Origin of the sequence: Dyella sp. (genome assembly GCF_035503745.1) — a bacterium.
Lineage (GTDB): Bacteria > Pseudomonadota > Gammaproteobacteria > Xanthomonadales > Rhodanobacteraceae > Dyella_B.
On sequence record NZ_DATJTC010000025.1, the window covers coordinates 112,727 to 129,261 of the forward strand.

At 61.8% G+C, this 16,535-nt stretch carries 12 protein-coding genes; all 12 read right to left on the minus strand.

Annotation, left to right across the window (positions count from 1 at the left end):
- Positions 1-18 precede the first annotated feature (18 nt).
- Entirely contained in the window at positions 19-474 is a 456-nt protein-coding gene (locus VME63_RS09860) for a type IV pilin protein (RefSeq protein WP_325432750.1), read from the minus strand.
- Positions 475-531: 57 nt separating this feature from the next.
- Positions 532-4,665: a PilC/PilY family type IV pilus protein gene (locus VME63_RS09865; RefSeq protein ID WP_325432752.1), complete on the minus strand. Its 4,134-nt coding sequence runs from the start codon at positions 4,663-4,665 to the stop codon at positions 532-534.
- Positions 4,665-5,240, minus strand: coding sequence for a pilus assembly PilX family protein (locus tag VME63_RS09870; RefSeq protein ID WP_325432754.1), 576 nt, complete (start codon positions 5,238-5,240; stop codon positions 4,665-4,667). Before VME63_RS09870 ends, VME63_RS09865 begins: the two co-directional genes overlap by 1 nt.
- A complete protein-coding gene (locus VME63_RS09875) occupies positions 5,237-5,992 on the minus strand; it encodes a PilW family protein (RefSeq protein ID WP_325432756.1) in 756 nt (251 codons plus the stop codon). Before VME63_RS09875 ends, VME63_RS09870 begins: the two co-directional genes overlap by 4 nt.
- A gap of 8 nt (positions 5,993-6,000) precedes the next feature.
- Complete coding sequence (gene pilV / locus VME63_RS09880) at positions 6,001-6,651, minus strand: type IV pilus modification protein PilV (protein WP_325432758.1); 651 nt, start codon at positions 6,649-6,651, stop codon at positions 6,001-6,003.
- Positions 6,552-7,193 carry a GspH/FimT family pseudopilin gene (locus VME63_RS09885; protein ID WP_325432760.1) on the minus strand — a complete coding sequence of 214 codons (642 nt, stop codon included), beginning with the start codon at positions 7,191-7,193 and terminating at the stop codon, positions 6,552-6,554. Before VME63_RS09885 ends, pilV begins: the two co-directional genes overlap by 100 nt.
- A 402-nt stretch (positions 7,194-7,595) precedes the next feature.
- Positions 7,596-8,282, minus strand: coding sequence for a Fe2+-dependent dioxygenase (locus VME63_RS09890; protein ID WP_325432762.1), 687 nt, complete (start codon positions 8,280-8,282; stop codon positions 7,596-7,598).
- Between the two features lie 14 nt (positions 8,283-8,296).
- A complete protein-coding gene (locus VME63_RS09895) occupies positions 8,297-10,513 on the minus strand; it encodes a TonB-dependent siderophore receptor (protein ID WP_325432764.1) in 2,217 nt (738 codons plus the stop codon).
- A gap of 285 nt (positions 10,514-10,798) precedes the next feature.
- On the minus strand, positions 10,799-12,940 hold the full coding sequence (locus VME63_RS09900; RefSeq protein ID WP_325432766.1) for a M13 family metallopeptidase: 2,142 nt from the start codon (positions 12,938-12,940) through the stop codon (positions 10,799-10,801).
- A 223-nt stretch (positions 12,941-13,163) separates the two neighbouring features.
- Positions 13,164-14,924, minus strand: a complete 1,761-nt coding sequence (locus VME63_RS09905; protein WP_325432768.1) for a M14 family metallopeptidase — start codon at positions 14,922-14,924, stop codon at positions 13,164-13,166.
- 44 nt (positions 14,925-14,968) lie between these two features.
- Complete coding sequence (locus VME63_RS09910; RefSeq protein ID WP_325432770.1) at positions 14,969-15,646, minus strand: DUF502 domain-containing protein; 678 nt, start codon at positions 15,644-15,646, stop codon at positions 14,969-14,971.
- Between the two features lie 392 nt (positions 15,647-16,038).
- A complete protein-coding gene (locus VME63_RS09915) occupies positions 16,039-16,491 on the minus strand; it encodes a DUF4442 domain-containing protein (RefSeq protein ID WP_325432772.1) in 453 nt (150 codons plus the stop codon).
- Between the last annotated feature and the right edge of the window lie 44 nt (positions 16,492-16,535).

The following is a 16,535-nucleotide window of genomic DNA, read 5'->3' on the forward strand; positions in this document are numbered from 1 at the left end:
GGCGACGACGGTGGCCCATTACCAGCAGTTGGAAGCAGTGCCATTGTCCGACTGCACGCCCTGGCCGGTGAGCGTATAGGTGCCGCACGTATCACTCGCCTGCGTGCCCTGGGGCACTGCGGTGACGGTGTAGCTGGAGGTCGGCGTGCCCACCGTCACCGAAACGTTGTAGTAATCCTGGCTGGCGCTAGGGATAAGCAGATTGTTGCCGCTGAGGTTGGTATACCCGAGATTGGCCAGCGTCGTGTAGGAATTGTTCACGGCGTAGTAGCGCTCTTCGCGACTGGCCACGTCGAGCAGGGCGGTTTTTGCCGATGTACGGCGGGATTGCTGAATCTGCCTGGTGTAGCTGGGCAGCGCGATGGCGGCCAGGATGACCACGATGCCGACCACGATCATCAACTCGATCAGCGTATAGCCATGCGAGCGGTGCGTGGCCGACATATATCTGCCGCGAGGCAGCGGATGGTTCATGTTTTCTCGCATGGCTTGTGGCTCTCTTTTGCGTCTCATCGCGCGTTCGCGTGGGTATTAGTTGATCTGCAACCAGGTCAGACGTTGGGTTTTTCCGCCCAGCGGCGGCTGAATCGGATTGACCGTGCCGGCACCGGTGGACGTCTGGCTGACCAGGAATGGCAGGCCAGCGGCCGTTACGACCGACGGACTACCCGTGGCATTAAGCGCGATGCCGCCTACCGCCGCGTTATTGAGCGTCACGAACTGACCGCTGCTGTTGGCGAAGAACGACTCGGCCAATGCGCCGCCGGTACCGGGGTTGAGGGCCATCGTCCAGCCCAGGGCGGCTTCCACCGTACAACTGGTCGGGGAGTTATTGGCCGGCACCACGGTGTTGACGATGAACGCGCCTTCGGTCTCGATCGGGCTATAGATCACCTGTTCGGTCTGGTTCACGCCGCCCACGCCCGGCGAGGGCAAGCCGTTGTAGCCGGGTAAGTTGAGAAGCCAGCCGAACGCAGTGCCGGTGCTCGTGGTGGTCGTGGTGCCGCTGGTGGTGGTACAGGTTGTGCCAGCAAAGCAAACGGCGTTGGAGCTAAGCGTGCGATAACCCTGGCCGGTGCCGGACGTGGTGGCGTTGGTCTGATCGGTGACGCTTTGCGTTACCAGCTGGCTGTAGTTGATGACCGCCGATGGTGCCGAGGACGAGCCGATCAGACCGGCATATCCCGTGGTAGGTGCTGCTTGCCCCACGTCCCAGTCCCATACGCCATACAACGTCTGCTGGCCGCCGGCGTACTGGATGCTCGAGGAAACCGATTGCGGCACGACGTTGCCGGTGCCGAACTCCACCATGACGCGTGGCAGGCCGTTATTCGTAGGCGTTACCGCCACGACCACGACCTGCGTGGTGATCGGCTGGTTGGTGATGGTGGTCGTGGTGCTTCCGCTCGTGGTCGAGCCAAAAGCCAACGACTTCTGCTGAGTTGTGGTCGGCGTGCTATAGGTCGGCGTCGAAGAGGTGGTGGTGCCGTTTGACGTGGTGAATGTGGTCGTGATGTCGGGCGTGGTAAAGAGCGGCGTCGGCGTCGCGTTGCCGTAGGTCGATGCGGCCCAATTGCTCTCGGTGCTGCTGGTCAGGTCGAACCGCCAGATATTGCCGTAGATGTCGCCCGCGTAGACATAGTCGGTGATGTGATCGCCGTCCATGTCGGTGGGGGTTACGAAGGCGATGCCGTCGGGATTGCTGGCACTGCCTACACCGGTATCGAGGTAGTACAGGGCGCTTTCCGTGCCGGTGGAGCTGATCACCATCACGAAGATGCCCGCATGGCCATTGGCGCTGCCCAGGCCGTTTCCAAAAATGATCCCCCAGTTGCCGTCGTGCAGGCGGCGGATTTGCGGCGTGCCGAAGGTCTGGCCCAGATTCGCGCCGCAGTTCGTCGCCACATTGGTGCACGTGAGCGTGCTGGAATCCCACTCACCTATCACGGTTGAGCCGGCATTGGAGGAGAAATTGCTGGGGTTGGTGATGTCGAGCGCGAAAATCGCGTTGCCGCCCGGGCCCAGGCCGCTCACCAGCCAGGTATGCCATTTGTTGCTGTAGAACAGGTCGCCCGTGCCCGGTGTGGCGTCGGTGTAATACTCATGCGAATAGTTGGGCGAGGAGTAGTCGGCGGTCGCCGTCGTGCTGTGGATGCTGTACACCACGCTTGCGGGCATGTAGGCCACGACTTCCTTGCCGTCGTTATTGGCGCTGTTGTAAGTGCCGTCGGTGTTGTACGAGCCTGCTTCAAAGCCGTGCATGAAGCCGTCGTTGGAGCCGTCGTATACCACGTTCAAGCGTGAGGCTTCAGCCGTGGTGAATTGCGGATAGGTCTGCGCGCCCGTACCATTTTCGGCCGCGGTATTGGTGGGGTAGAGCAAGTCCGACCAGGTCGCCGAGTAGGGCGCGTTGGGCGCACCTACCCACGTGGGGCTGGAGTCAATGATGTCGCCCAGGATGCTGGTGCGGTCCCTGAATACCTGCGCACCGGTGGCAACGCCCGTGCTGGTGGGCACTTCATCGGTGCGCGTGCCCGTGAGGAAGGCAAGGCGGTTGGAGCCGTTGCTGTCGCCCGCGTTGAGGGCGGCCTGCTCGGCGTTGCTCAGGTTACCCCAGGTCAGTGTTTCGCCGGAAGCGGCCGAGTCATTCCAGGTGAGCAAGGTGCGCGAGGCTTCCGCCGTCATGCCGGTTGCACCGGTGCTGGTGCAATTGCCGCCGGTCAACACGCACGAAGCATCCCAATTGTAGGTGGAGCTGATCGACACGACGCCGTTGTTGACGACAAGGTTCTGCGAGGTCAGCTGACCCCACCAGTTATTGGTGTGGTAGGAGGCCAGGTACACCTGGGTGCCCGTTTGCACTTCGCCGGCCTGCGTCACGTTAACGCCCGCGGAGCTGGCTGCCTGATCGGAAGGCGTTACCTGGAAACAGGTGATTTCGTGGACATTGTTGCTGCCGCCGGTGGACCCGCCAAAGCCGAAGTAAAGGTTGGAGGGGAGTGCCGGATTGGATGTCGTAATGGCGGTGGGCGGCAGGATGGTTTGGTAACTGCCGCCGTTATAGCTGTACTGCAGGCTCAACATGCTGTTGGGCGATGGCGTAATGGTCAGCTTGTAGGCGATCGGCGTGGCTTTGGTGCGTGTCGATACGCTTTCATTGGCGATGGGATTGTTGGTGCCGCCCGCCGTATACGGAAGAATGGCCGAGCCGCCCACAATGGCCGTGTAGTCCGGGAACCAGGGGTAAATGCTGGAGCTTTGCGTCAAGGACGTACACACATTGCTGCCGCTGCTGCCGATGCTCACCGAGCCATAAGCGGTGCCGCTGGAGTAGTTGCCCGAGCAGCTGGACGTCGCATACAGGGTGCCTCCCGAGGACGTGTTGGACGGCGCTCCTGAGGTGGCATTGAATGTGTTGGTGGTCCCATAGCTAAGCGTGCCCGTGGAAATGCCGCCCGCGGTCTTGTTGTTGCTGTTGGTCGATGACGTCAGCTGTTTGCAACTGTTATTTATCTTCGTATAGATGTTGGTGTTCGATCCGAATGGTGGAAGGTTTATGGATGAACCGGAGGTGGTATAGGCGGTGGAAGAAGAACACGTTGACCCCGAGTACAGCTTTGTGCCGCTGGACACGCTGGTTGAAACCGTGTTGATCGGCGACGCACTGCCGTAGGTATCGGTTTGATAGCCGTAGTAAGTCGTGGTTTGCGCGTTGTTCCCGTTACCGGAGGTATAGGTGTAATTGGTAATGCTGCTGCTGACGGTGTAGGAGTACGTCCCGACGGTAGCGGTATTGCCGCTGTTGGACGTGGTGGACGTATACGTTTTGCCGGTATAGATGCCGTTGTTCTGGCACGTGCTCTGCACGTTCGAATCGGTGGCGCCCGAATTTACACTCTGCAATGCCGTCAACGTGACATTGCCCCATGCGCGCAGGCCGATGCGCTGGGGCTGGTATTCAGGGCCGCTGCCGGAGGCTATGGAGCCACTGGTGCTGCTGCCCCAGGTGCCATTTGCGGCCGAACCCGTCCCCGTATTGTCGCCGGCATTGAGGAAGTTGCCGTACTCGTCGATGCCCAGGCCCAGATAGGCGCTGGGCATGCCGTTGTAGTGATTGGCGGGGATGCTGATCGAGGAATTGCCTGAGCTGTTGTTGACGTTCGAGCATGAATACGCAAGGCTGCCGCCGAAAGCGCCAAGCTGATAGGGGTTGGTTCCGCCCGGCGTTCCGGTGGGATAAATGGACGAAAGCAAGTAGAAGCCAATACCGTCCGCGCCATCCGCCGCGGCACCGCCGGAATTGCCGTTGTAGGTATAAGTGGTAAAGGTAATCTGCAGGCCCGATGCCGTGGAATAAGGCGTCTGGTCGACAATGGCGCCGGCTTCATTGTTTATCGCATCGGTCAAGCGCAATGCGCCAGAGCCGGAGGTATCGGTGATGTTGGTACAAGCGGGAATTTTTCCGCCCAGACTGTTGGTGGCGCCGTTGCCCGCGGTCATGCAGGCGTTACCGTAAGCGAGCCAGTCCAACTGCGGTTGCGTACCGGTGAAGCTATCTTGGATGACGGTTTGCGCCGAGGCCGGCGACGGTAGCATCGCGATGCCGAGCGTGGCGACAAGGCCGGCAATTAAAGCTTTCGCGCGTGGCGAGAACGTGGCTTTCATTACAGGCCCCCAAGGTTCTTGGTATTGGTCGTCAGTTCATAGGTGCTTTGTACAACCGCCACGGCGTTGCTATTGCCGCCATACCCAAGGGCGGTAACCTGGTAAACCTGTCCCAGGCCGTCGGTCGATAAGCCCAGATAGCGCAGATAAACTTGCGGATACGCGTAGTAGCTGCTGCTGCTGCCGCCCGTCGTGGAGATGGTGGGGCTATTGGTCATCGTCGAATAGACCATGCCATTGGTGAGCGTCATGGGCTTGGTGGCCGTCGGGGATGCGATGCTCACGGCATTGGTGCAGATGGTCGGGGTGGTAATGACCGCCGTGCAACTAGAGCTTTGCGGTATCGAATTGCCGTTGGTGTCGTTTTGCAGAAGGTACTCGCCGTACTCTAGCGTGCTTTGCGCCATCTGGAAGGCGCGCGACTTTTCCTTCGTGTTCGCGGCCATCAATTCCTGTTCGGTAAAGCTGTGGTACATGCCGATGGCCAGAAACGTCAGGACAAGCAGCATCAACAGACTGGCAATCAGTATGTAGCCGCCTTCAGCGCGATGCTTGATGTGGTTTGCGTAGGTCATAGCGAAGTCGAGATAGGTTGTTCAACGGCGATGGAACGACTGACCAGGGGAAGCTGCGCCACGGTCTGGCCGGGTTGCCCGTACCACGGGTTGTTGAAGGTCAACTGGACCACTACGGAAAAAACCTTGTTCCAGTCGCTGTTGGCCTGGACCTGATCGGCGGTCATGTATTGCAGCGCTGTATCGTCTCCCTTGGTGTCGATGCCGTAGAGCACGGTCATGTTGTAGACACTACTGGTGATGATGGACTGCCACGTTGTGCCGCCGTCGCTGGAGCATTGCAGCTGGTTGTTGTTGATCTGGTAGGTATTGACCACCAGCGTGCCCGTGGCCTCGATCTGGCCTTGGCAATCGAGGGTTGGATTGGCGCTGGTTTTATCGGCGATAAAGCGAACCGAAAGCGACTCGCCGGCAGTGGTGCCGTCATGTGTACCGTAAATAACCTGGCCGACGGTGGCAAACGATCCGCTGACGGGAAACGAATTGCTTAGTGAGTAAAGCGGGTTGGGCGGCGTTGCCGAATAGTTGAGGTAGATCGGGTAGTAGCCGCCCGTCTGCACGGTATTGGCCATGGTGGTCAAAGCCATGCGCTCATCGTCCTGCAATTTCGCAAGCTGCGATTGCGCGCCGAAGGTCTGGCGTGTCTGAAACCACATCTGGAACAGCCCGGCGATAAGAAAGGCGCCGATAAGCATCGCGATCATCAGCGAAATAAGGCTCAGGCCGCGTTGGTGGGCAGGAAGCTTATGCATGATGGCCACTAGTAGTATTGGTGGTTGGAAATCTGGTTGGTAATCGTGTAACCAACCGTAGCGGCAGTAGCCGGCGAGGTATCTTGCGTACCGCTGTTGAGTGCCACCGAAGACTGCGGCGTCCACGTCACCCGGATAGTGCAAATGACCGGCGCACCAGAAATGCAATTGATTTGCCCCTGCGCGCCGGACATCTGAGCGCTCAATTCCTTGCCCCAGGATTTGAGATCGTAGCTGGCCAGGGCCTGCGGGGTGCAGGTGCTTGAACTGCAATTGGTAGTGATGCCCTCAAGGGTGCTGTCGCTCAAGGTGGAAGACGCTACGGCAAGGCTGGCCGGCGCACTGCCCGCCACCCCCCAATAGCCATAATTGGCCTGCATGGCGTCTGCAATGCTGCGCGCCTGCGCCGCCATCAGCGACTCTTCTTGCGAAGAGTGTGTATTGACGATGGCCGTGGCGCCCATGGCGGCAACGCCGATCAGGCCGATCGAAAGAACGACCACGGCGATCAGCACCTCAAGCAAGGAGAAGCCACGCGATAGACGGGGTGCGATGCGAGTCATGGGCAATTGGCGCCGGTCAGGGTGGTGGAATTGAGCGTGCCGGGCGATGCGTTGGAGGCGATGGTGCTGGTACCTACGCCGGAAACGATCACGCATCGCTGCCAGGTCGACGTATTGCTCGAATCGTGCAGGCTCAGGGCTGTATAGGGCGTGCCGTTGGTGCCGGTGCCGTTGGACGCACCGCCCATGCGGTTGAATTCCAGCAGCGCCACATCTCCGGTGTATGGGCCGGCGACAGCGTCGCTGGCCGATCCGGTAAGCGTGTCGGTACTCAGCGCCGTATGAATATGGACGAGGGTATCGCCGGTGGTGTTGAAGGTCTGGTTATTCCCCGCATCGGTGAAAACGATCCAGCCGGTTGCCCAATTGTTGCTTCCGCTGCAGCTTGGCGTAGCCGCAGTCGGCGCGGCAGACGGGCAGATGACCACCGAAAGGCCCGATGAAATGGCGGTGGAGCGTGCCACCTCCACGTCATTGGCAAGATCGTTGATCTCGCCCGCCATCCGGTTTTGGGTCGTGACGCTCTTGTACTGCGGCATGCCGTAGAGCATGAAGATCGCGATGATCCCAATGACGACAACCAGTTCGATCAAGGTGAAACCGGTCGCGGTAGTTCGGTACGGACGCGCTGTGCGCATACATCTTCCCCTCTGGAACGACCGGGCTGGCCCCGTCTGCGCTGGCGGTGCCCGAAAGATCGTTTGATACCCCTTTAAAGACCCCGCAGGGATGGTCTCCTTCGTTGCCAGCTCGTCCTGGGCGGCGATGGCCATCCCGCGGAAAAACTAAACGGACAGAAGTCAATCCCTTGTGGGCTCATTCTAGGGTAGGCCTATGCCTACAAGATATGCCGTTCGTCGGGAAACCATGGCCGCCCGTCGGCGGAACTATGACGTGCGTCAAGAAATCGCCGGGGCATTCCGGCCGGCGAAACATGCGAATGCGGGAGCGCGGGGTGGGCAAAATCGGTCGTTGAAACCGGGGCGCCCGCCAAGGTGGAATGCGCAGGGCAACCCTTATGGCGCCGCGCCCCGGGTTCCCTATAGGTTGGACCACATCCTCAGCAGGTTGTGATAGCAGCCGGTAAGGTGCGTGCGCGCCGATTCATCCGCGCCGGTGGCGGCCAGCCGCTGGATCGCGCTATCCAGATCGAACAACAAGGTGCGCTGGCCGTCGTCACGCACCATGCTTTGCACCCAGAAAAAACACGCCAACCGGGTTCCCCGGGTGACGGGGTTGACGCGGTGCAGGCTGCTGGCCGGGTAGAGGATCATGTCGCCGGCGGCGAGTTTGACGGTCTGCGTGCCGTAGGTGTCTTCGATCAACAGTTCGCCGCCGTCGTAGCTATCCGGCGGCATCAGGAAAAGCGTGGCGGAGAGATCGGTGCGGATCTTCTCGCCGGTGCCGGGCAGCAGGCGCACCGAGCCATCGACGTGGCTGCCGAAATGCATGCCGCCTTGATAGCGGTTGAACATCGGCGGATACACGCGATGCGGCAACGCCGCGCTGATGAACAGCGGATGCCGTTCCAGCGCGGCCAGCACAATGTCGCCCAGCTCCCGCGCGAGGGGTGAACCTTCCGCGATCTGCTGGTTCTGCTTGACGTGGATGCCCTGGTGCCCGGCGGTGACGCGCCCGTCCACCCATGGCGCATCGCCGGCATCCAGCTGACGGTGGAAATGCGCCAGTTGTTCGTGGTTGAGCAGGGCGGGCACGTGCACCAGCATTGCGCTGTACTCCGTCAGAATTTATAGGTGAACGTCACCATTTCGGTGCGGCCGATGCCCGGTACCGAACGGCCGCCGTCCGACTGGATCAATGCATCGAAATAGCGCTTGTCGGTGAGATTGATCACGTTGAGGCGGATGTCGTAATGCGGCTGATGGTACGCCAGGGTGGCATCCCAGCGCGTGTAGCCGCCGACGCTGACCATGTCGGTGTTGGCCGCGTAGCGTTGCGACATGTAGGTGGGGCCGCCGCCTGCTTCCCAGTTTTGCGCGAAGGTGTAGGTCGTCCAGGTGGTAAAGGTGTTGCGTGGCGTATTGGCCGGGACGTTGCCCTGGGTGCCGTCCACCGCCTTGACTACCTTGCCGTCCATGTAGCTGTAGCCGGAGAAGATCTGCCAGTTCTTGGTGATGTGTCCGACTGCGCCCAATTCCGCGCCGCGCACGCGAATGTCACCGTCCAGCGTGTATTCGCCGGACGAGGTTTCCGAGCGCGCGTTGGTTTGTTCGAGGTTGTACAGTGCCGAGGTGATCGACAGCGTATCGTCCAGCAGATTCCACTTGCCGCCGATCTCGTAGGAGCGGTTTTTCTCCGGTGCCAGATCCTGCGTGCCGTTGGTGAGCGTGAGCTGCTCCAGCGAGGGATCGAACGAGGTGCCGTAGGAAACGTAGTAGGACTGCTTCTCGCTGGGCTGGTAGATCACGCCGCCGCGCACGCTGGTGAAGTACACCGTCTGCTGCGCGTAGGACGGCAGCGACACCGTGTTGCTGATGTGCGCGTCAAATTCGTCGCGACGCACGCCTGCGACCACCATCCATTGATCGTTGAGCCGGATCGAATCGTTGGCGTACACCGCCGCGGTCTTGCCGACCGATTGCGCATGGTTGCCGACAGTCGTGGTGACATTGGACGGCGTGGCTTCCTGCACGGGATCGACCAGCGAGAGCAGCGGCAATCCGTTGCGCGTATAACCTTGGTTGTCGTAAGTCTCGCGCGCCAGTTCCACGCCGGTGACCAGCGTGTGCTGCAGGCTGCCGGTGTCGAACTTGGTGGTGAGGTCGGTCTGGCTGTCCAGGATCTTGTCGTGGATGACGCGGTCGTGGCTGGCCAATTGCACGAACAGATCCTGCAGCGGCAGGTCGGTGGGATTGCCCAGCGTCTTGTTGAGCGTCACGCCGCCGGCGGTCACTACGCTGTTGGCGGCGGTTTCGCGTGCATCGGTGGTGTAGTCGCTGTAGTCGAGCTGGCTGCGCAGGTTCATGTTGTCGGAGAAACTGTGCTCGATGCGCGCGTTGAATTCGTTGACGTACTGGTTGGTGCGGTCGTCGGTGAGGCCATACCAGTTGCGGTAGCTCACGTCCGCCGGATGGCCGTTGACCGGCGGCAGGCCGTAGTCGGGCATGTCGTGGTTGCGCTGGATCAGCGCGGACAAGGTGATCTGCGTGGGCGTGCCGATGCCAAAGCGCACGGAGGGGGCGATGCCGCTGTCCTGGTTCTCCTGCACGTTGCGGGTGGTCTGCATGTCCTGGCCGTACACATTTACGCGCACGGCCGAGGTGGCCGACAGCGGCTCGTTGATGTCGGCGGTGGAACGGAAGCGGTCGCTGGTGCCGACGGTGGCGGTGATTTCGCCGAACGGGGTCAACTGCGGTTCCTTGGATACCTGGTTGATCACCCCGCCAGTCGAGCCGCGGCCGAACAGCATGGACGAGGGGCCCTTGAGCACCTCGATCGCCGACAGGTCGAAGGTGTCGCGATAGTACTGACCCGGGTCGCGGAAACCGTCGAGGTAGATGTCCGTGCGCGCCGTGAAGCCGCGCAAATTGATGTTGTTGCCGATCTGGCCGCCTTCGGCACCGCCGATGGTGATACCCGGGACATTGCGCAGCGCATCCTGCAGCGAGGTCGCGCCCTGGGCCTCCATCAGGTCGCGATTGACCACCACCACGGTTTGCGGAATGTCGCGCAGGGAGGTGGGGATCTTCGCGCCGACGGTGGAGGTGTCGGTGTCGTAGTCGTTGCCCAGCACGCTACCGGTCACATGTACGGAGTCGAGCGTTTCGGGCTTGCCGGGATTGGGCGGCTGCGTAGCGGGGTGGGTGCTGTTGCTGGAGGGGCTGGCGGGGTTGGAGCTGGTGCCGGTGCTGGTGGTTTGCGCATGGCCCAGGGCGGGAACCGTGAGGGCCAGAAGCAGGGCAGCTTGAAGGGGAGATGTGCGGAAATGGGCGGGCATGGTGGGCTATCAATAAGTTGAAGGGAGCCCGAACAACGTGGTTGGCTCGCATGAATGGGCCGCCAGGCGCGCTGCCCGCGACCACCTCCATCCCGCTTGCTGCCCCATCACGTTCGAGTAAATGCGAATCGTTGTTATTATCACATGCTATTACAAAGTTGTGAAGATGGCCTCCGGCACAGCCTGGTAGGCCTCGCCGGCGCGTGGCGCAAAAAAAGCCCCACATGTGGCCATGTGGGGCTTCGGACTTTCCAACCGCGGCCGATAGCGCCGCGGGCGCGTGGATTACCAGATCTTCACTTGCTTGTCGCCGGAGCGGACCATCGGGTCGGTCGGCTTGCACTGGAAGGCTTCGGCGAAGGCGGTCATGTTCGACGGTGCGCCGATCGCGCGCAGCGATGCGGGTGCGTGCGGGTCGATGTTCAGGTACAGCAGTGCCTGCTTCTCGCGCGTGTTGTTGCGCCACACCCGTGCCCAGCTCAGGAAGAAGCGCTGGTCCTGGGTGTAGCCGTCGATCTTCTCCTGCGCTTCGGACGGGTTTTTCTTCAGTGCGTCCTGCAGCGCCTCATAGGCCACATTGAGGCCGCCGAGGTCGGCGATGTTCTCGCCCAGGGTCAGCTGGCCGTTGACGTGCACGTCAGGCTTGTCCTTGAGTGGCGCGTAATCGTTGAACTGCTCGACCAGCTTGCCGGTGCGTTCCTTGAACTTCGCCTTGTCTTGCGCCGTCCACCAGTCGGCCTTGTTGCCGTCACCGTCGAACTGCGATCCCTGGTCGTCGAAGCCATGGCTGGATTCGTGGCCGATCACCGCGCCGATGCCGCCGTAGTTGATCGCGTCGTCGCCGTTGGCATAGAAGAACGGCGCCTGCAGGATCGCGGCCGGGAAGTTGATAGTGTTGGTGCTGGGGTCGTAGTAGGCGTTGACCGTCTGCGGCGTCATGCCCCACTCGGTGCGGTCGGTCGGCTTGCCGATGTGGCCGATGTCCCAGTCGTAGTTGAATTTGGCGGCGGCCATCACGTCGCCGTAGAAATTGCCCTGTTTGACATCCAGGCCGTCCCAGCTGCGCCAGTGGTCCGGATAGCCGATCTTGGGCAGGAACTTGTTCCACTTGTCGATCGCCTTCTGCTTGGTGGCATCGCTCATCCAGTCCAGATGCTCGATACGATCCTTCAGCGCGGCGCGCACGTTGGTCACCAGCTCTTCGGCGCGCTGCTTGGCTTCGGGGGTGAACTCCTTGGCCACGTACAGCTGGCCCAGCGCTTCGCCCATGGAGCTGTTGACCGTGCCGAGCACGCGTTTCCACAGCGGCTTCTGTTCCGGCTGGCCGGCGAGGGTCTTGCCGTAGAAGTCGAAGCGATTGTCCTGGAAGGCGGTGCTGAGGTACGGCGAGGCATCGTCGACCGCGTGGAAGCGCAGGTATGCCTGCCACTGCGCGATGGGTGCCGAAGCGAGCAGCTTGTCGAATTCGGCGAAGAACTTCGGCTGCGACAGCGAGAAGCCCTTGTCGATGGTCAGGCCCTGGGCGCTGAAGAATTTCTCCCAGTTGAAGTGCGGCGTCACCTTGTCGGCCTGACCCACACTGACGAAGTGGTATTCGTTATCCAGGTCGCGCAACTCGGTGGGCGAGAGCGAGCTCTTGGCCAGTTGGGTTTCGAACGCCAGCACTTCGTCGGCCTGCTTCTTGGCGTCCGCATCGGTCACACCTACCAGGGTCAGCGACTTGGCGATGTAGGCCTTGTACGCCTCGCGGATGTCGGCCTGCTTGGGATTGGTGTAGTAGTCGGGTGTGGGCAGGCCCAGGCCCGACTGGTTGGCGAAACCGATCTGGATCTTGGCGTCCTTGAAGTCGGCGCCGGAGCCGAAGTTGAACACTTGCTGGTCGCCTTGGGCGAAGCTGTCGTCGATGAAGGACACGACGTCGGCGCTGTTCTTGAGCGCGGCGATCTTGTCCAGCTGCGGCTTGATCGGGTCGAAGCCGGCTTTGTCGCGCGCATCCTGGTCCATGCCGGCCTGGTACAGGTAGCCGATCTTCTGCTCGATCGAGCCAGCCTTTGCCTGCGCGACGTTCTTGGCAGCGGCATCGACGATGTCGTGCTGGGTGTTGAGGCTCTTTTCGGCCAGCTGGTCAAACGCGCCCCAGCGGGTGCGGTCGTTCGGAATCGGGTTGGCGGCGATCCACTTGGCGTTGACGAAACCGTTGAAGTCCTGGCAGGCGTTGATGCCGTTATCCAGCTCGGCCACGTTGAAGACGCTGGTCGGCTTGGCGGCGCTGGCGGCGGTGGACGCGGCGGCCGGGGCGGCCGGGGCGGTGGAGGCGCGGGCCGGCGCAGGGGCGGGGGCCTGGGCCGACTCCTGCTTGCCGCAGGCGGCCAGTGCCAGGGTGACGCTCGCGGCGAGCACCAGAGGCTTCAAGTGTTTGTAGGTCATGGATATCCCTCGATGGTTTCAACGAATCGCCCGCAGGCGCGGTGGTTGTGCCGGCCGTTCCTGTGGAATGTCCCCGTATCCCGGCCATGACCGCCCAAGCTAGGCCATAGGTCATGAGCGCCACAGTGTCAAAGGTCAGGGGTCGTGCAGGTGGACCGGAAGGACAGCGGTACGCCATCGCCGAAACATCTTCGGACGGCCCCTGCAAGCAGGCGTTTGCGGCCTACTTCGTACCAAGAATCCCCAACTGCGCGGCATCAAGCCGCAGTACTGGATACGCACCGACGTTCTGCACGGTGTACCAGGGCGAACGCTCGAAGAAGAACGCCAGTCGCGCACGGCTGTCGGCGGCGAACGCGGGGTCGTCGTGCAGCTTCTGCTCGAACTCGGTCTTGAGCTTGGGATCCTTGGCCAGCATGTCGCGCGCCAGTTTTTCCAGCACGCGCGGTTCGCCGTATTCCTTGGTCTCGAAAATGGCGTTAAGGAAGCCCCAGCGCAGCAGCGAATCGGGTGCCTGCGGTTCCAGCAACGCGATGGCGACGTTGGCGGCGCGCTGGTTCATCGGCACGATCACCGAGCCTGCCGGCAGCGTCACCTCCGTGGGCACCGCACGCAGGGTGAAGCTGCGCAGCATCAGGCGGCCTTCGAACGGCTTGCTGGCCCATTGCGGATCGTCCAGCCGGTAAGCGGTGGCATCCACCTGCTTCATCGGATGGCCAATGCGGCGATACGCGATGCCGTGTTCGTCGAGCTTCTGGATGATGGACGTCCATTCGCCGGGCACCACATAGGCGGCCGGCGGCGTGATCGAAAGATCCGGCAGCAGCTTGTTCCAGTTGTCGATGCGGTAGGTTTGCGGCCGCGTCGGATCGTACTGGATCCAGATGTCGTTGGAGATCTCGCTGTGCGTCTGCGTAAACGCATAGCCTTTCAGCTCGTACGGCGTGGGGACAGGATCAAGCTTGAACGTCAGCGGCACCCGCGCGGTGGGATCCTGGGCTCGCGCGATGGTGTCGGCATCGGCCTTGGCGGTGGCGGCAAGCAACGCGCCGGGGTCGCGGTCGATGTCCTCAAGTAGCAGGTGCACCAGATCATAGACCGCGTAGACGCGCACCGCGTAGGACTTGAGCATGTGCGTTTCGATCAGCAATGCCGGGCGGTTTTGCAGCGCGGCGTAGCCGGTGGAGAAGCGTGGGCCGGAACCGAAATTCTCGATGCCCTTGCGCGGGTCGCGGCCGTCCTTGAATTCCAGGTAGATCGAGGCGAGATGGCCGTGTTTTTCATACGCCGGCATGGCTTCGTCCACGATGGTCTTGTGCTGCCATGCGTCGATCGCCGGATCGAGCTTGTGCGGATCCTCGGTGTACCAGGTCAGGTCGTACTGGTAATCGGCGCCGTCGGTGGTGTGCACGTCGATGAGGAAATCCGGCAGCCACTTCTGCCACAGCTTCAGCCACGCCTGCATTTCCGGTGCGTCGGCCTTGATGTAGTCGCGGTTGAGGTTGAGGTATTGCGACTGGGCGCGAAAGCCCATGCGCTCGGGGCCGTTCTGGTTGATGCGGTTGTACGGCGAGCTGTTTTCGTGGCCGTCCACGCTGAAGACCGGGATGTACACCAGCACCACGCGATCGAGCAGGTGCGGATACTTGTCGGTGACGGCGATATCGCGCAGCAGCATGAGGCCTGCGTCCTTCCCCTCGATTTCGCCGGGATGGATGCCCGCCTGCAGCAACACGATGGGTTTGTGCGCGGCGCGCGCGGCCTCGGGCGTAAAGGTGCCGTCGCTGCTGGCGATCACCACCGTCATCGGCCTTCCGCGTGGCGTGATGCCGAAGGTTTCCAGCTTGATCTTGCCGGGTGCGGCCTGCTGCAAGCGTTCAAGATAGGCCAGCGTCTGCGCGTAACTGGGCGTAGTGCGAAAGTGCGAGGTTTCCGCGGGCGTGGTCCAGTCGGTGTCGTGCGGGCCTGCGGCGTGAGCGCTCATGGCGGTGATTCCCAATACAACCAACAGCAGCCTCGACAATGCGCTCATGCATGATCCCCGGGTGTTTGCGCCGATAACGTGCCGGGCGGCGCCGGCAAGGTTTCCGGTGCCACCGCACCGCCGGAAATGATGAAAGCCATGGCCTGGTCCATGGTCCAGTCGGTGGGCGTCAGTTCTTCCACCGGCACCACTTCCAGATAACCGCCGGTGGGATTGGGCGTAGTGGGAATGTAGACGGCGGCCATCTCGCGGCCGGTGCCTTCCTCGATCATCACGCGCGTGACCAGGCCCACCACCTTCATGCCCTTGCGCGGAAAATCCACCAGTACCACGCGTTGCAGCCCGCTGGGTTTCTTCTGCAGCACCGCCATCAGTTTCTTGGTGCCGCCATAGATGGTCTGCACCAGCGGAATACGCTGCAGCAGGGTGTCGAAGGCATGCAGCAGGCGCTGGCCGATCACGCGGGTGGCGAGAAAGCCGATCAGGTACAGCGCGGTCAGCGTAAGCAGCAACGCCAGCGCGTAGATCATCCAGCTTTGATTGAGCTGCGCGGCGATGCGCGGCTCCCACAGATTCAGGGCCGCGACCACGCCGGCCACCAGCGGCGCGCCCAGGTCGGCGAGCAAGTTGAATATGAATTTGAAGACCAGCCAAGTGACCCACAGCGGCAGGAAGGTCAGTAGTCCGGTAAATAGATAACGTTTCAGGCGAAACCGCGACATGGGGGCTACGGGCGGCAGGAGGGGAGGCTCATTGTAGGGGACCGGCACTGGCGCACATAAGGATGGGCAACCGTTACGCAAAAACGGCATCGGACACTTGGGCGGGTGGGGTGCCCGGGACACCATCGCGCGTTCGGGACGCCAACGCGGAGTTGAACATCGACGGCGGCATCCTTCCCGCCGCGCCGCGATGCCGGCGATGGATGCCTAGGGGTGCTCTGATTAATTCTTGGCAGGTGTCACCAGCGCTGTCTGTTCGCAGGCCACAGGGCCATCGGCGCCGGCAGACGGGCTGTCTGTCAAGACGATGGACCGAAGGCGTGCGGACAGACAGGGCGGGCCCCAGCACTTTGAATTTTACTTGATGGGGCCAAGCACTAGTCAGAGCATCCCTAGCGCTCGCGCGGTTTCAGGCGCACGTAGATCTGCTTGCGCACGAGTGCGACAACTTCGCCGCTGTCGGTCTTGAGCGGGATCTCGAACCAGCGCAGCACTTTCTCGCCGCCGGCGGCCGCGGCGCGCAGTTCGTCGATCACACCCGGTTCGAGTTTGAAGTGCGCGTAGACGTCGGCGCGTCCGGGTGCGACAAAATCGATCGCGCCGGCCTTGTCCCACACGTAGTGGTCCTTGCCCAGGTGCTGAAGGATCAACAGCATCCAGAACGGATCGGCCATCGCGAACAAATTGCCGCCGAACTGCGTGCGCACGTAGTTGCGGTTCCAGGGGCGCAGGCGCAGCACCACGCGCGCCTCGGTGTAGTGTTCATCCAGGCTGAGCAGGCGAATGCTGTTGAAGAAAAACGGCGGCCAGAGGTTCAGCAGCCGGCGGAAGGTGGCGGCGCGCATCGAAGCATCCAGGGAGGGGCTTCGCGCAGCCTACCATACTCATC

Coding starts and splice junctions, on each gene's coding strand:
- VME63_RS09900 (WP_325432766.1), bottom strand. CDS start 12,940: ATGACCTACAAACACTTGAAGCCTCTGGTGCTCGCCGCGAGCGTCACC.
- VME63_RS09860 (WP_325432750.1), bottom strand. CDS start 474: ATGAACCATCCGCTGCCTCGCGGCAGATATATGTCGGCCACGCACCGC.
- VME63_RS09910 (WP_325432770.1), bottom strand. CDS start 15,646: ATGTCGCGGTTTCGCCTGAAACGTTATCTATTTACCGGACTACTGACC.
- VME63_RS09890 (WP_325432762.1), bottom strand. CDS start 8,282: ATGCTGGTGCACGTGCCCGCCCTGCTCAACCACGAACAACTGGCGCAT.
- pilV (WP_325432758.1), bottom strand. CDS start 6,651: ATGCGTGATCGTTTCCGGCGTAGGTACCAGCACCATCGCCTCCAACGC.
- VME63_RS09885 (WP_325432760.1), bottom strand. CDS start 7,193: ATGCGCACAGCGCGTCCGTACCGAACTACCGCGACCGGTTTCACCTTG.
- VME63_RS09895 (WP_325432764.1), bottom strand. CDS start 10,513: ATGCCCGCCCATTTCCGCACATCTCCCCTTCAAGCTGCCCTGCTTCTG.
- VME63_RS09875 (WP_325432756.1), bottom strand. CDS start 5,992: ATGCATAAGCTTCCTGCCCACCAACGCGGCCTGAGCCTTATTTCGCTG.
- VME63_RS09905 (WP_325432768.1), bottom strand. CDS start 14,924: ATGAGCGCTCACGCCGCAGGCCCGCACGACACCGACTGGACCACGCCC.
- VME63_RS09870 (WP_325432754.1), bottom strand. CDS start 5,240: ATGACCTACGCAAACCACATCAAGCATCGCGCTGAAGGCGGCTACATA.
- VME63_RS09915 (WP_325432772.1), bottom strand. CDS start 16,491: ATGCGCGCCGCCACCTTCCGCCGGCTGCTGAACCTCTGGCCGCCGTTT.
- VME63_RS09865 (WP_325432752.1), bottom strand. CDS start 4,665: ATGAAAGCCACGTTCTCGCCACGCGCGAAAGCTTTAATTGCCGGCCTT.